Source organism: Bradyrhizobium sp. IAR9 (genome assembly GCF_013408065.1).
GTDB lineage: Bacteria > Pseudomonadota > Alphaproteobacteria > Rhizobiales > Xanthobacteraceae > Bradyrhizobium.
The window spans coordinates 34312-48822 of sequence record NZ_JACBZW010000012.1 but is presented as its reverse complement, the minus strand read 5'-3'; the positions used below and the strand labels follow the sequence as shown (position 1 = coordinate 48822).

General features: G+C 59.7%; 12 protein-coding genes and 2 pseudogenes. 5 read left to right on the top strand and 9 right to left on the bottom strand.

Annotated features, from left to right (window positions below; translation table 11 throughout):
- Positions 1 to 31: 31 nt before the first annotated feature.
- Positions 32 to 565 (bottom strand): DUF1003 domain-containing protein, encoded by a 534-nt coding sequence (locus GGD67_RS27540; protein ID WP_179737296.1) that lies wholly within the window; start codon positions 563 to 565, stop codon positions 32 to 34.
- Positions 566 to 1047: 482 nt separating this feature from the next.
- Here GGD67_RS27540 and GGD67_RS27535 point away from each other — a divergent pair.
- Positions 1048 to 1450, top strand: a pseudogene (locus tag GGD67_RS27535) (manganese catalase family protein); the annotation flags it as partial.
- A gap of 456 nt (positions 1451 to 1906) precedes the next feature.
- Here the strand turns inward: GGD67_RS27535 and GGD67_RS27530 are convergent.
- Positions 1907 to 2323, bottom strand: coding sequence for a lipocalin-like domain-containing protein (locus tag GGD67_RS27530; RefSeq protein ID WP_179737294.1), 417 nt, complete (start codon positions 2321 to 2323; stop codon positions 1907 to 1909).
- Between the two features lie 110 nt (positions 2324 to 2433).
- Between GGD67_RS27530 and GGD67_RS27525 the strand changes: the two genes are divergently transcribed.
- Positions 2434 to 3420 (top strand): LysR family transcriptional regulator, encoded by a 987-nt coding sequence (locus GGD67_RS27525; RefSeq protein WP_179737284.1) that lies wholly within the window; start codon positions 2434 to 2436, stop codon positions 3418 to 3420.
- A gap of 69 nt (positions 3421 to 3489) precedes the next feature.
- On the opposite strand, the gene GGD67_RS27520 is transcribed toward GGD67_RS27525, so the two are convergent.
- From GGD67_RS27520 to GGD67_RS27495, 6 genes and pseudogenes are all read right to left on the bottom strand, one after another.
- On the bottom strand, positions 3490 to 3873 hold the full coding sequence (locus GGD67_RS27520; protein ID WP_179737282.1) for a hypothetical protein: 384 nt from the start codon (positions 3871 to 3873) through the stop codon (positions 3490 to 3492).
- Between the two features lie 30 nt (positions 3874 to 3903).
- Positions 3904 to 5490 (bottom strand): lipopolysaccharide assembly protein LapB, encoded by a 1587-nt coding sequence (locus GGD67_RS27515; RefSeq protein ID WP_179737280.1) that lies wholly within the window; start codon positions 5488 to 5490, stop codon positions 3904 to 3906.
- Between the two features lie 986 nt (positions 5491 to 6476).
- Positions 6477 to 6804: pseudogene (locus tag GGD67_RS27510) on the bottom strand (hypothetical protein).
- A 78-nt stretch (positions 6805 to 6882) separates the two neighbouring features.
- On the bottom strand, positions 6883 to 7335 hold the full coding sequence (locus tag GGD67_RS27505) for an Hsp20 family protein (protein WP_179737541.1): 453 nt from the start codon (positions 7333 to 7335) through the stop codon (positions 6883 to 6885).
- A gap of 282 nt (positions 7336 to 7617) precedes the next feature.
- Positions 7618 to 8205: an ABC transporter substrate binding protein gene (locus GGD67_RS27500; RefSeq protein ID WP_246784197.1), complete on the bottom strand. Its 588-nt coding sequence runs from the start codon at positions 8203 to 8205 to the stop codon at positions 7618 to 7620.
- Positions 8206 to 8835: 630 nt separating this feature from the next.
- Positions 8836 to 9063 (bottom strand): hypothetical protein, encoded by a 228-nt coding sequence (locus GGD67_RS27495; RefSeq protein ID WP_179737278.1) that lies wholly within the window; start codon positions 9061 to 9063, stop codon positions 8836 to 8838.
- 1034 nt (positions 9064 to 10097) lie between these two features.
- Between GGD67_RS27495 and GGD67_RS27490 the strand changes: the two genes are divergently transcribed.
- The 3 genes from GGD67_RS27490 (at position 10098) to GGD67_RS40210 (ending at position 14134) form a co-directional block, all read left to right on the top strand.
- Complete coding sequence (locus tag GGD67_RS27490) at positions 10098 to 11609, top strand: glucan biosynthesis protein G (RefSeq protein WP_179737276.1); 1512 nt, start codon at positions 10098 to 10100, stop codon at positions 11607 to 11609.
- The gene (gene mdoH / locus GGD67_RS27485; protein ID WP_179737274.1) at positions 11597 to 13720 is read left to right on the top strand and encodes a glucans biosynthesis glucosyltransferase MdoH; all 2124 of its coding nucleotides are present in this window, start codon (positions 11597 to 11599) and stop codon (positions 13718 to 13720) included. The genes GGD67_RS27490 and mdoH overlap by 13 nt, the downstream gene beginning before the upstream one ends.
- A gap of 114 nt (positions 13721 to 13834) precedes the next feature.
- Complete coding sequence (locus GGD67_RS40210) at positions 13835 to 14134, top strand: hypothetical protein (RefSeq protein WP_179737272.1); 300 nt, start codon at positions 13835 to 13837, stop codon at positions 14132 to 14134.
- Here the strand turns inward: GGD67_RS40210 and GGD67_RS27475 are convergent.
- Positions 14118 to 14435 (bottom strand): hypothetical protein, encoded by a 318-nt coding sequence (locus GGD67_RS27475; protein ID WP_179737207.1) that lies wholly within the window; start codon positions 14433 to 14435, stop codon positions 14118 to 14120. The two genes, GGD67_RS40210 and GGD67_RS27475, sit on opposite strands and share 17 nt — an antisense overlap.
- Between the last annotated feature and the right edge of the window lie 76 nt (positions 14436 to 14511).

Here is a 14511-nt window from a genome sequence, read left to right as displayed (position 1 = left end):
CGGCTTGCGGCAGGAGCGCTGTTGCGCCCGCTTAGTCCTTGCTCTCTTCGATCTTGTCGAGAACGCGCTCCGGCGCGATATCTGAGGCGGCTTCCTGAAGCTCTTCGTTCTGCCGGGAATCTATCTCCATTTTTCGGGCCATTTCATCCAGGAGCGCGACCACCTTCGTGATCTCATGTTCGGTGAGGAGACTGATCTGCAGATCCAACTCCGCTCTTCTATCCGCTTCGGCCGCCATACGATTTTGAGAGATCAGAACAAAGGTCGAAAGAAAGATTGCCTCTACAGAGGCAATCATAGCGAGCACTACAAAGCTCTGATCCCATGGCACAATTCCTGGAAGCCATCCGAGGTTTGCGGCTATCCAAAATCCAAAAGCGAATAAGTGCAGGTAAACAAACTGCATGCTGCCGGTGAACGAAGTAATCGCATCGGCGACCTTTTGCTGAATAGACGCGTCGGATTGCTCGCGCTTCCTTCGTTCGACCAGAGCGTGGATATTCCGCTCGAGAGCCGGCGTCAGCCCGGGTGCAGCTTTTGGACGGGGCGCTAAGGGCTTCTTCATGACGTGGAAACCGGCGCCCCGGCGAGCGGTTCCTATAGCTTGGCTGCCCCGACGTCGCGCAATTGACTACCGCGAGGCCGACGTCCGGCGTGCAAGACCTCGGCGAGATGGAGCTACAAGATAGAGCCGCGACCTCGAGGCTGGCTGCTGCGGGAAGGATCGAACCTCCGAATGGCGGAACCAACACCTGCGTGATTTCAATGACTTCAAAGCGGGTCTGGAAAAGGGGCTCAAATGCCTTCTAATAAGTTCAATAATTTAGCGGCTGTTTTCAAATGAAAACAGTCCTCAACGTGGTTCGCTATCGCCTCTTCGTTGTCGAGCTTTGCCTGCGACAAGATCAGGACCGACATCGAAACTGCTAACCTGGATTCCTCACGGCATACATAAGACGTTCGTCGATATTCAAGGTCGATTGCTGGGCAACCGATTGCTACTTGTCTTCGCATCCCAGCTAAAAGTCGGTGACGACCCGAGGCGTCGTCGTTGAGGGAATGTTGCATCGGCATTTGCTCTCGACCGGCCTGTCGGTCCCAGCCAATTGCGAAGGCGTGCCGTTCGACTGCTCGCACATCTACGCCAGCTGCAATCTCGGGCCGACATGTATTGCAACGTCGCGGCCAAATCCACCGGACGCACGCTCGTCGGACGTCTCTACAATTCGACGAGCGACACCGGCATGCAGGACATGCTGAGCTACCTCATTGCGCACGACACGATGCACCAGCAGCAGTGACTTGCGGTGATCGAGGAGATGGGAGCCGAAGCATCCTGCCGATCCCGAACAGCTTCGATCGCAGCAAGGAAGCGACTGAGTCCAGATACATGTTTATGGGCATCGAGCGCAGCGGCTCGCTGCAAACCGGCCGCTATTGCGAGGGTCCGCCTGCGCTTAAATCCCATCGCGTTTCTTTTCTTAATTTGATGAGGATATGCAACAACTAAGGTTGATCTCGGACGATCGTTGAATGGGCAGAGGCGCGCGGCGAGGAATGTCGGCCCAGCTTGGCCTTGTCCAGTTGCTTACTCAGTTTACTCTGACGACCTCGCCCGGTTTTGGATGCTCGTTGCGTACTTCGGCTGTCGCCCGAAGATCCGCTTCATAACGAAAGTTAACGGCGCCTCATGGTCAACAGATCTAAGCAGAGCAACCATTCACAATCGCTGTTTTAACAGCACACACACGAATTGAGGCGCAGCCGAGACATTTGCACGAGCCGCATCCCACAATCGATCCGCACGACCCCGCCGCCTTTAGTCAATGGGCGCTTCGCTTGGGAAGAACGTCAGGGAGCTCAAGCCAGCGATTCATCAATTCGGCAGCGCCGCGGATGCGGTGGCCTACGGCCTCCAGCAGTGGCGGCACAGCGCCTCGCGCGGGCAGTGGCAAGCGCGCATCGGCGCGCCGCAGGTGGGCATTCTCTCCGAGACGAAGTGAGCAATTGAGCCTTGCACAACGGCCTTATTCTCCTCGGCGGTGCCTTCATTGCGATTGTTGGAAGCGAATTTGGGTATGCCAGTGCGGGCAGTGAGCAGCAGATAGCGGCCGTTGGCATCAAAGCTTGCGAGGCCTGACGGGTTTGGGCCGTACAGCGGCACTCGACTACCCTCGGGACGGACAACATCGACCGTCACGTAGGCCCAAGTGCCGACGAGTTGCTCTTTTAACGCTTCGTGCTGTCCGGCCGCATCGCCCGAGGGCAAGACAAGCCATAGAAGCGCGATAGCGGTCAATGCGAATGTGCCAAGCCGGCTCATGGCGCTTTCCTCCTCGCTGAACGGGGGCACGCGAGAGTGCGGCTGCATAGTCCGCGCGATTTGATATAAAGAGAACCGGGAATTTTCCTCTATCGGTATAGGGAAGGTCGATGGCCAGCCCGATCCTGAACTGGGAGAGCCGCCTCAGTCGTCGGCTCAAATTGCGGGACCTGCACATCCTTTTTACCGTGGTTCACCGAGGCAGTATGGCCAAGGGTGCGGCTTATCTCGGAATGTCTCAGCCTGCAGTATCAGAGGCGATCGCTAGCCTGGAGGGCACGTTGGGAGTACGCCTTCTTGATCGAAGCCGAAGAGGTGTCGAGCCTACGATTTACGCTCGTGCATTACTTAAGCGCGGGGACGTAATCTTCGATGAGCTGAAGCAAGGAATTAAAGACATCGAATTTTTGGCCGATCCGACAGCCGGAGAAGTCCGGATCGGCGTTCCAGAGTCATTGATGGCCGGATTTGTGCCTGCCGTTCTCGATGAGCTGTCCCGGCGATATCCCAAAGTGTCCGTGTCTGTAATCGCAGCGCAGCCCGGCGAACAGGAGTTTCGAGAGTTGCGGGAGCGCAGCGTTGATCTGCTGCTGGGGCGCCTCTTCAAGCCAGTGTCCGAGGAGGACGTGGCCGTGGACGTTCTCTGCCAGGACGCCTTCCGCCTTGTGGCAAGTGCAGATAGTCGATGGGCTCGCCGCCGCAAGATCACGCTAACCGAATTGATGAACGAACCCTGGATATCTTTCCCCACGAACAGTGTCGTCAACTCATATATTGAGAAAGGCTTCTGCGCACATGGTTTGGAATTACCCAAGCCGAGCATCACCTCATTCTCGACGCAGCTGCGCTTGCATTTGCTGGGGACCGGACGGTTTTTGACAATTCTCCATGACTCGGTGCTGTGGTTTACCACCCAGCATCGCTCGCTCAAGGTGCTGCCGATCGATCTGCTTATCCAACCAATGCCGATCGCCATCTTTCGTTTGAAGAACCGCACCGTCAGCCCGGTTGTTCAGCTTTTCATCGACCGGGCACATGCGATCGCAAAATCGTTCGTCAGCGCTCCGACGCGCCGTTCTGCAACTGCCGAGGTGTGACTTCTCTTAACTCGCGATCAGCGCAGTGCCCGTTCCTTCCCCCAAGAACCAGGCTATTTCCCGACGCAACTATTTTACCCAGAGCTTGAGCGGAACCGGCTGCTGATCAGGGCAATTCATTGTGCCTGTGTAGTAATCTGACAGCCGTCCGCTATAGGTGCATTCGACACCAGAAAACGAAAACGTCGCGTTCAATTGCGATGTCAACACTGACATGCGAAGGCGTATTTCGCCGACCCTCTCCTCCGGACCATCCTGAGTGCACAATCCGACGTGCTTCATCGTCAATGGTCCGGAGTATTCCTTTATGACGTGGTCGGAGCCCGCTTCCGTGACGGTGGCTGTCAACTCCCATTCGCCGAGGTGGCCGGAATATCCGACAAGCTGGAGCGATTGAGCGTGTCCCGCACTCGCAAGAGCGCCCAGAATGATCGCCAGCAATATTGATTTCACGTGTGCTCCCATGCCTCACGTGCCCGTTTCTCAGCGCTTCATCACAAATGCCCGCGCCTCGGCAACTTCGGTTCGGGTACTATCGGCTGCATCAGCGATCGCTATGACCTTGTTATAGTATTGCTGAGCCTTGTTGGATTCGCCGGACTTTTCCGCCGCCCTGGCTGCGCCTACGTAAGCGCCGAGCCGGTTTGGCTCCTTCCCCAGCGTTGCTTCAAATGCCCCAAGTGCTTCATTGGCCTTGCCGCTCTCAAGCAGCATTTCTCCATAGAGTTCGCGCGCCGGTTTAGGCACTCCCGGCGTGACCGGATGCTTCTCCGTCTTGTCCTCGGCAGCGGCGGCGGCACTCATCGCGTTCAGCGCAGCGTCACGTTTGTCTTCGGCGTAAAGCTGCCAGGCCGTCGCAACCTGCCGCTCAATTTCGACTTGTTCCGCCCAATAGGTGTCCCTGGAGGCACGCAACTTGTCGCGCAGTTCGGCGAGTTTGGCGATATCGGCCTTGGCGGCTTCTGGTTCGCCCGCACGGGCGGCGCCCAGCGCCCGCACGAAATAGGTTACCGCCTGCACGTGAGGCAGCGGGCTGGGACGAACCTCAAGCGCCGCAGCAGCCTTCCAATCGCCGCGCTCCACTGCATAGCGTGCCGGCGAGGCGGCCAGCGCGTATGGCCCGGCGATAAAAGTCTCGGTGAAGCCCGTGACCCCCTTCATCTCCTCGACAACGGCTGCTGCCTTCTCGTCCTGCCCGAGTTGCAGATAGGCGTAGACCAGGTAGTCCATTGCATGCAGCTGATCGTGGCCCTCTTTGTCCGCTCTCGCCACACGCGACGATTCGATATTGGAAGCAATCGACTCCTTCCAGTAACCGACGCGGGTAAAGATGTGGGACGGCATATGCTGGGCGTGTGCGGCCGCTGGTGCGACCTTGGCGTAGCGTCGCGCAGCCTCGAGCCCTTTCTCGGCAATTGGCGGATAATCGTAAAGATGGATCAAATAGTGCGCCACGCCGGGATGTTGGGGCTGACGTATTGCGATCGGCTCAAGGATTGCCGCACCCTTGAGCTGGTTGGTATAGGCTTTGTCGGCCGGCGACGCCGAGGTGTTTAGGGCCAGCGCATAGTAGATCTGCGCTTCGTCATCGTCTTGATAGCGGTGCGCAAGTTGCTCCATGGCCTTGGCGTAAGCCAGCATGCGCGTACGATGATCGACCTTGTCGTGGTCGGCGTACATGGCGCTGAGCGCATCGAGGTAGTCACGTTCGCGCTGGGTCTTCGCGCCCATGAGCTTCCCTTTTGCGATCGCGTCAGCGCCCTCGGCGAGGTTTTTCGCGGGGGTGGGAACGTGAGGATTCCACAAGAGGCTGAGGGCAATGCCCCAATAGGCGATGCCGCACTCCGGATCGGCCTTCAGAGCATCTCCGAACGCGTGCTGCGACGCGCGGTACCAGAACGAGTGCTGGTACAGCATCCCGCGGTCGAAAAGCTTCTGCGCCTCTGGCTTGCACGACGTTTCGAAATGCACCGTGCCGAGCTGATCGCTGTCCGATTCTGCCAACGAAGGTTGCGCAAACGAAAAGCCCAGCACAGCCGTAGCCACGAGTGCGAATGGCGTCTTCATCATGACCTGCCTCCACGCGAGAACTAACCTTGCGAGGCGCGCATTCTAGACCTGTTCACTCAGGCCAACTATGGAATTCCGTCTCGGAAAAAACCAGAGACGGACCTGGCCGGCGTGGCACGTCAGCTGTCCTGACATTGGACCTGCGCCAAGCTCGTCGCCGAAGCGCAGAAGATGTTGCGCAAGTTGGCGCAGTCAAACTGCGACGCATCACGTCGCCTTTGCGGAAAATCCAGCTCTCGGCAGCTCGCTCGACGAAGTTCGGCATCTACCAAAACCGGACGTCTCTGGGCCGTAATCGAAGGTCAGCCACGAGCCACGAGCGGACATCGCTGCGGCTGAATCCCGTATGCGGAGATTGAGCGGCGCGGAGCAGGCACGTTGGCGGATTTGCGCGTGGCAAACAGGTGATGGACGAGATGATCTCTTGGCACAGCGCGCGGCAGCGGCGACCGCCACGCTCTAAGCCTGGTTGTTCGGCCGCTGATTGAGAGCTAGATAGCCGGAGGGTTGACTTCGCCTTAGGGGCTGATGCGTTTGTTCCAGCGCTCGGCCGCCTGCCTAACGGTCGGCGCATTGGGCCCGAAAGCTGAACATTCCTTACATACTACGAATTTTGGATCGATGTCGCCGTTGATTCAAACCTCCGAACCGCCGCAGAAAGGCCAGGGCCGCAGCGATTGTACAGACATAGGGAATCCGCGCAGCGGATCGATAGCTGCGCTGTCGCTAGGCTTCGTAGGCATCTTAACGCGACCGTTTGGGACAGTAGTTCTGCGCCGATGTCGACGACCTCGACGAAATGATGACCGACGTCGCGATTGAAGCCGATGAAGTCCCACGTGGCGCCGTCGCCTTGGCAAGTAGCGCCGGTGAAGCGTGCCGGCTGCCACTCGGGAGTTTTCGTGCTTGAGCGCACAAGGACCCAATAGAAGCGACCTGGAAGCAACTGTGTGACGTCAATCATGGAATCATTTGCAGACCCTCGCTCACGCCGCTGCGCAACGTTCGGTCGAGCGCAGACGCATCGGCTTACCCCCGGCGGTTTGGGTTGCGCGGTCCGTTTCCGTCTAGCGCGCGTAGCGCTTCCAGAATCTCGTCGATATGAACCGGCTCCGTTAGTCCGTCCGGCGAGCGTAACGCTGGACAGGACGCGATCGCCGAGGCATCAGAGGCCCATGACGCAAGGATGGCGCGCTTCTCGGCCAGACTCAAATTCGGGTCAGCGACGACCTCGCCCGGATGCGAGAACACCGCGCCGGGGTGAAGAAGAGCATTGAAATCGAAGACGTTGTCGCGTGCGGGCGTCGTCCGCATGGCTAACCTCCCATCATAAGACGCATTAAGGTGGCCGCGCACCCGCGCGGCGACGGTCGGAACCCAGCCGCGGGTAGGTCAGGCGGCCTTGCCCTCGATCTGCTTGACTTGCCCGGCGCTTGCGCCAGCGATGGCGATGCGCCGCGGCTTCATGGCCTCGGGAATCTCGCGTTGAAGCTCGATGACCAACAGACCGTTCTCGAAGTGCGCGCCTTTGACCTCGACGTGGTCAGCCAGGGTGAACTGGCGCTTGAACGATCGTGTCGACATTCCGCGATGCAGAAAGGTCTTCTCGTCCTTCTCGGCCTTATGGCCTTCCAACGTCAGGACATTCCGCTCCATCGTAAGGCCCACCTCGTCCGGTGAGAAGCCGGCGAGCGCCACCGAGATTTGGAAGCGGTTCTCGTCGAGCCGCTCGATGTTATAAGGGGGATAAGTCTCTTCGGCGGTCCGCTGGACCTCGTCGAGAACGTCAAACAGGTGGTCGAACCCAATGGTCGACCTCCACAGGGGAGTCCAATCATACCTCATAGCCAAGTCCTCCAAAGAGCAAGTTGGATACGAGCTGGCCCCGGACACCTTCCGGCGCCCGCCTTGATTGCGGGGCCCCGAAGGCGCCCCCGCCGCCATGTCTGCGGCGATCAAAAAATCTGCCACGAGCAAAAAAGTTTCAGGAGGGTGACGAAAAATTTTAGCGCTGTAACGGGCGCTGTTGTCGTGCAAGTTACGCAACTTCGCCGATGGGCCACTTCCGGACTCACGCATCGCAGCAAACCGCGCTTCATTCGATCACCTCGTCATCGTCAGCACGGCTCAGCAGCGAGGGCGGCACAGTGAGGCCAAGCGCCTTGGCAGTCTTCTTACGAGTTCGAGTTTGGTTGGCTGCTCTACCGGCAGATCGGCAGGCTTGGTGCCTTTGAGGATCTTATCGAGATAGCTGCCTGCACGACGCCAGATGTCGGCTAAATCAGGACCGTAGACGACCAAATTGGCGAATTGCCGAAAGAGATGAATCGCGGGCAGTTGAGGTTCGGCCGCAAGTGCGATCACTCGCGGAGACTCGAAAACAGTCAAATAATCGCCAAGGACAATGATTGCAACGGCGCGCTGGGCGGAGGCCGAGGCAAAGGCGGTGTCGAGTTCTTCGGCCTTGGTTGCCTCGACAATCGGCAGAGCCATGCTTAACCCTCGCGCTGTGCGGGGTATCTCCTCGGCTAATGCCAACCGGTGTATGGGGTTATCCGGATTGACTAGGATCGCAACCTTCGAGGCGCCAGAGACCAGTTCGCGCAGATCGGGAGCTAGAGCGATCAATTCGGCGGCTAAAGCTGGCAGTCGATCCCGGGCATAACGATATTCGACAAGCAGGTTCTTGCCCTCGATCCAGCCCTTCTCGCGCAAGCCCCTGAGCCATGCGGCGTGAGCTGGATCGCTAGCCGGCTCATCCGCCCAAGCGCCGAGGAAACCAATTCGCCGAGGTATCCCCTGCGCCCCCGAACGCCTTGGCGAAACGAGTATTGCCGCGGTGCCCGCTATGAACTCCCGCCGGTTCCGCAGAGTATCACGTTTCGATGGTTGTACCCACAGCGTGTGCAAATGCTGCGTCGCAAATGCGGAGCGTGGCGCAGGACGGCTGGGGTCAAAAGCTGCTCAGCACTCGCGCAAGGTCAGGTCTCCCTTAAACAGCCGACGTGGCGACGGCGCGTTCGTTGTTCGGCTCAGGGCCACAAGCGGACCTTCACTCGGTCCTCTCAGGACTACTTGGGGGGTGGACCTTCACCCGCTCGGTGCTGAAACCAGTAACGGCTCTCTGCAATGAGGGACTGGTTCTGCCTTTGCAGCCTTCGGCTCTCAGCAATGGCTTCGTCGGCTCGTTCGAGGAGGTTGCTCATGTTTCGCTCATAGAGCGAGGTTACCCGCGCTAATGCGGGGCGTCACGTTACAAAACCGATCTAACCGAGACGAGATACGTTGACTGACGTGCGCTTGGCCCCAGGGAGGCGGCCAATCTGAGCCGCGGGCCAAGAGTTCCTACGGTTTCGACGCTCTGATTTCTCGAACGGTGATTTCGGCCAATGCTACCGCATCAGTAACGCCGCGCATATGAATTTCGATCATCCTCTTGGCGAGGAGATCACAGAGCGGATCGCTTCGATCTACCAATTCCAACTTGCGGAGGGCGTGGTTGAAGGCCAGTTCAAGAACGTGTTGTTGTTCGCCGGTGAGATCGATGTTCGTAACCATGCGTGAAATCGGCATGACCCTCTGCTCCCTATCTGAGTAGGAGGGAGCACAACGGGTCTCTCAGTCACCGATTGAAGCCACGGACCGGGCGATGATGGCAGATAGTGTTGTTCAGGCGCGGGGGAGTCAACCCGGCTGGCGGTTCCCCGATTCCAAGAATTCCGCGCGCAAACGGTATTCTTCAGCGATTTCTAGTAGTGCAGCCCTTGTGCGCTCGTCAGCAGACATAGCTGCTTGATGACGGGCGTTCCGTTCGAGGCGGCGAAGTTCTCTTTCCATGAGAAGAGCCTACTCCTCCGAATGGGCCGCTGACTTAAAGTGCTAAAGTGTACACATCGTCCACTCCCTTAGGATGATAGGGGAGCATGTCTGCAATGGGTCAAGCGGCGCTCAGCGGGCATCCGTGAAGGTCAGAGGCGTTCGCCGAAAGGGGAGCAGAAACGACATGTCCGCTCAGGATCGCGGTTGACCTAACTTTGGTGCCTGCAAGCTTGGCGAAGGGATCCATTCGAACAGGTGCGCGCTAGTCTCGGTTAAAAAAAGCCCCAACTCCAGAGGTGCGTGGAGCTGGGGCCGCTGGCAGGGGGGCCAAGGCAGCTTGATCAGACGTTGATGAATGGCACTGGAAACTTGGCAATCGGCCAGTTCCGCGCCCGTTATCGATCCACTACAGGCTCAACGGCCTCTGTCCCTCTTACCGTTGGGGCTGCCATCAGCCATTGTTACCGTGGACAGCCCTCACGCCAGACTGCGCGACCGCGTCGGAAGTCAAGGACGTTGATAGCAAGAGACCGGGCAAATCGCGAACGCATGCGCGAGTCCCGTTTCTGGCGGTAATTGACCCCGCGCGATCGCGGCGCCTGCCGCATTGATCGCGGCGCGCAGCCGTTGAACTTGATCAAGGAGCTCGTTTTGAGGCACCCGGAACCCCGGCTTCCGGCGGACGCCCGTGATTGGGCAGCTTCCCGCCAGGGATGGCCGGTCGGGTGGAACTCGCGGGCGCGGTGGCCGTTGCTTGGCCGCAACAGCAGTAGCGAGTAGGAGAACCCGTGAACCGACGCCAGCTTGTTCGAGGGTCGGCGTTGCTGCCGGCGTTGTTGCTCGCTTCGCGGAGCAGTTTCGCTGCTGCTGGCCTGCCGGAGGGCGCGTTCGGTCCCTCCACCGTGAGGGACCTCGCCCGTATGCTGGCGGGCAAACCCCACGAGGCGCCGGACGAGAAGCTGCCGAGCGGCTTGAAGGATCTCGATTACGATCAGTACCGTTCCATCCGTTTCCTGCCCGAACGCGCGCTCTGGCGCGGTAAGAAACTTCCGTTCGAAGCGCAGTTCTTCCATCGCGGCTTCTTCTACAAAAACCGGGTGACCATCTTCGAGGTCGTGGACGGAAGGGCCACCGAACTCAAGTACCGCAAGGAAGACTTTTCATTTGGCGAGAAGGTCCCGGCGTTCGAGGAGGCTGACCTCGGGTTCGCCGGCTTCCGCATCCACGTGCCCTTGAATCGCGCCGACTATTACGACGAGGTTTGCGTCTTCCTGGGCGCGAGCTATTTCCGAGCCGTGGCCAAGGGGCAGACGTACGGGCTCTCCGCCCGAGGACTTTCGATCGATACCGGCGAAGCCAAGGGGGAGGAATTTCCACTGTTCAAGGCGTTCTGGCTCGAGCGGCCGGCGCCGGGCGCGACCTCGATGGTCGTCCATGCCTTGCTCGATAGCAAAAGTTGCGCGGCGAGCTACCGCTTCACCGTGCGGCCGGGCGAAACCACTGTGTTCGACGTCGAAATGTCGGTCTACCCGCGCGTCGAAGTTCAGCGGGCCGGGCTCGCGCCCATGACCAGCATGTTCTTCTACGGTCCGAACGACCGCAACGACATCGACGACTTCCGGCCATCGGTCCACGATTCCGACGGCCTTGCGATCTTCAATGGGAAGGGCGAAAGCCTCTGGCGGCCGCTAAGCAACCCCCGCGATCTGCAGATCAGCACCTTTAAGGATCTCAATCCCCGCGGATTCGGGCTGATGCAGCGAGAGCGAAATTTCTTCGCTTATCAGGACATCGAGTCCAGCTTCGAAAAACGCCCGAGTCTCTGGATGGAGCCGATCGGGGATTGGGGCGAGGGCGGCGTCATGCTGTTCGAGATCCCGACCAAGGAAGAGGTCCACGACAACATCGCCGCATTCTGGTGGCCAAAGAACCCGCTTCAGGCCAAGGGCGAACACAACTACACCTATCGACTGCATTGGGGGCCGGATAGCCCGAAGGCGCATTCGCTCGCCCGCTTCACGCGAAGCGGGATAGGCGCGAGGGGCGAGGACACGCGCCTCTTCGTCCTCGACCTGGTCGGTGAGAATCTGAAGGGCATCGATCCTGCCGGCGTCAAAGGCGTGGTGAAGGCTGATAAGTCCGAGGTGAAGAACATCGTCACGCAGCCCAACCCCTATACGGGTGGATGGCGGCTGAGCTTCCAGTGCCAAGTGAAAGGAGAGCCGATCGAACTGCGGGCGTTTCTGACCGAGGGCGACAAGCCCTTGTCCGAAGTCTGGGTCTACCGATGGGCACCCTGAGCCGAGCCACGCGATCGACAGGGGGCGATATCACGAACCAACGCCTGCTGCCGCGCGAGTCGCCGCTTCCGATGGCTCCTGGCGACCTCGGAAAGAACCCGGCCTCGGACCGTGCTCCTGCGCCGATTGCCACCACGATGGCTGGGCGGCGCGGCCTGATTCTGCTCTCGACGGCGGTGCTCACGGGCGCGGGCGGGTACGAGATGTATCGCGTGCTGGAGGTCGGCGGCGTCACGGTCCTCGAAGCCATGGTGCTGGCGATCTTCCTGGTCTTGCTCGCTTGGGTTGCGTTTTCGTTCGCCTCCTCACTCGCCGGCTTTTTTGTGCTGCTGGCCCATCGTCGGGACGAAGGCGCCTTGGTGCCCGGCGCGGAACTGCTGACCATCACAAGCCGCACCGCCATGCTGCTTCCCACCTATAACGAAGACCCGCATCGATTGGCCGCGCGGCTTCGTGCGATCTTTGAATCCTTGGAGACGACCTCGCACGGAAAGCTGTTCGACTGGTACGTTCTGAGCGACAGCACTGATCCGGATATCTGGGTCGCGGAAGAGAAAGCTCTGCTCGCGCTGCGTCAGGCCGTGGGAACGCGGCTATACTATCGTCACCGCGCCGACAACACGGCCCGGAAGGCCGGCAACATCTCCGAGTGGATCACGCGGTTCGGCGGCGTCTACGACTTCATGATCGTGCTCGACGCTGATAGTCTCATGAGCGGGCAGACCATTGTCCGATTGGTCCATGCCATCGAGAGCAATCCGAGCGCCGGGCTCGTCCAGACACTCCCGATGATCGTCAACGCGCGAAGTCTGTTCAGCCGCGTCCAGCAATTCGCGGGCCGGCTGTACGGGCCGATGATCGCCGCCGGCGTCGCCTGGTGGCACGGCTCCGAAGGCAACTACTGGGGTCACAACGCGATCATCCGGGTGAAGGCGTTCGCCGAAGCGGCGGCGCTGCCACAGCTGCGCGGGCGCAAGCCGTTCGGTGGGCACATCCTAAGCCATGATTTCGTCGAGGCTGCGCTGATGCGGCGGGCCGGATGGGGCATCTACATGCAGCCGACGCTCGGCGGAAGCTACGAAGAGGTACCACCCTCGCTGCTCGACTTCGCGGCGCGGGACCGACGCTGGTGTCAGGGCAATCTTCAGCATCTCGCTGTCGTGCCTGCTCGCGGTCTCCACTGGGTGTCGCGCCTGCATTTTATGGTGGGGATCGGGGCATATTTGACAGCACCTCTGTGGCTGCTGTTCCTGCTGCTAGGGATGCTGACCTCGTTGCAGGCTCGCTTCGTGCGTCCGGAGTATTTTCCGAAGGGTTTCTCGTTGTTTCCGACTTGGCCCGCCCAGGATCCCGTGCTCGCCATTTGGGTGTTCGTCGCAACGATGGGACTTCTGCTCTTGCCGAAGCTGCTCAGCCTTGCGCTCGTTTGGATGCGAGGCTCGGTGAGACGTCAATTCGGCGGCGCGTTGCGTGCCTCGGCCGGAGTTTTCGCGGAGGTGATCGTCTCCGCATTGATGGCGCCAGTGATGATGATCTTTCAATCGATCGCGGTCGTAGAGATTCTGGCCGGCCGCGACGCCGGCTGGCAGACGCAAAGGCGGGACGACGGCACGGTGGAGCGCCGCGAGCTCTATCGGAGGTACGGCATCCCGACCTTGTGCGGCATTGCGATGGCGGCAAGCGCATACGCCGTTTCGCTGCCCCTTCTGCTGTGGATGTCGCCAGTCATCATTGGACTGCTGTTCGCCGTTCCCATCGGAGCGCTGACGGCCAAGCCCGCGTCCAGCCAGCTGTTTGTCACTCCTGAAGACCGAGAGCCGCCTGCGGTGCTGCTCCGGGCCAACGAATTGGGCGCGGTGGCGGAGATCGGCATCAAACCCGCTTTGGTGGAGCTGCGCGAAAGCGCCGCGCTCTTAGCCTTCCACCTCGCGCAGTTGCCGCCTCCTCGCGCCGCCCGTCCCGACATGATCGACGCCAACCTGGCGGTCGGCCGCGCTAAGATCGATGCGAGCGATAGCTTCGAGCAGGCGGCTGCCCATCTGTCGCCGCGGGAAGTTTTTTCGATCTTGAACGATGGTCCAGGCTTGTCGGCTGTGCTCCAGAAGGGATGAACACGCCCCAAGCGACTGGAGACCAGGCCTGGGCTCGAACCAGGATAGAAAGTAGTCCGAAAGTTTGCGTGCCTATGCCTGGCCTTGGGGTGCGTGCTAGTCTGCACCAACCGCGTGGTTCAGGGCATCGCTGAGTTTGAAAGAGCGTTGGCGCTGGATTGCAATTTGGCCGAGGCGCAAATTGGCGGCGCCAAGCTGTATATGGGTCGCAGGGCTGAGACTGAAGCCCACTTCAAAGAAGCATTTCGCCTCTCTCCCCGCTATATCTTCGCTCATAGCTGGTTCATGGTGCCGCTGACAGATGGCCGGCGATCTCTCTTCCAAGGCGGTCGTCAAAGGCGGCTATTTCTTTGGCGCAGAGCCATCCTTCAAGGAAGCGTTGTAGTCGGCCTGCGAGCTATGATGTTTGATTGACTAACTGGCGCACTGCTACCCGTTGTAGTCCGCCCGTGTTGGTTGTCTCGCCCGCTGCATGAGAAGCCGCGCCAGGCAGGTCCTGATCGCCAACATAGCCGGATTTGCCGGAATTGCGGGCTTTTACGCCTTTATCAGCTTCAGTTTGCACATTTTGAGCAACACCGGATTGTGACGTCGCCTCGGTTTTCTGCTGGGCGGCAGCAGGTATCGATATAACTGGCAGTACGATGAGCAATACCAGAGATAGGTATCGCGTGGCTGTTTCTCCCAGGCCCCGCCGCTTCATCAACGTGCGCATCCCGAACATTTCCGCACTGGTGAACACTTGCGACCGCAGCGTTGACACATTTCACGCAGAAGCTTGCAGGATCGAA

Excerpts from the sequence above, each read along its gene's own strand:
- mdoH (WP_179737274.1), top strand. The coding sequence starts at position 11,597 with ATGGGCACCCTGAGCCGAGCCACGCGATCGACAGGGGGCGATATCACG.
- GGD67_RS27495 (WP_179737278.1), bottom strand. The coding sequence starts at position 9,063 with ATGCCGATTTCACGCATGGTTACGAACATCGATCTCACCGGCGAACAA.
- GGD67_RS27515 (WP_179737280.1), bottom strand. The coding sequence starts at position 5,490 with ATGATGAAGACGCCATTCGCACTCGTGGCTACGGCTGTGCTGGGCTTT.
- GGD67_RS27540 (WP_179737296.1), bottom strand. The coding sequence starts at position 565 with ATGAAGAAGCCCTTAGCGCCCCGTCCAAAAGCTGCACCCGGGCTGACG.
- GGD67_RS27475 (WP_179737207.1), bottom strand. The coding sequence starts at position 14,435 with ATGCGCACGTTGATGAAGCGGCGGGGCCTGGGAGAAACAGCCACGCGA.
- GGD67_RS27530 (WP_179737294.1), bottom strand. The coding sequence starts at position 2,323 with ATGAGCCGGCTTGGCACATTCGCATTGACCGCTATCGCGCTTCTATGG.
- GGD67_RS27525 (WP_179737284.1), top strand. The coding sequence starts at position 2,434 with ATGGCCAGCCCGATCCTGAACTGGGAGAGCCGCCTCAGTCGTCGGCTC.
- GGD67_RS27505 (WP_179737541.1), bottom strand. The coding sequence starts at position 7,335 with ATGAGGTATGATTGGACTCCCCTGTGGAGGTCGACCATTGGGTTCGAC.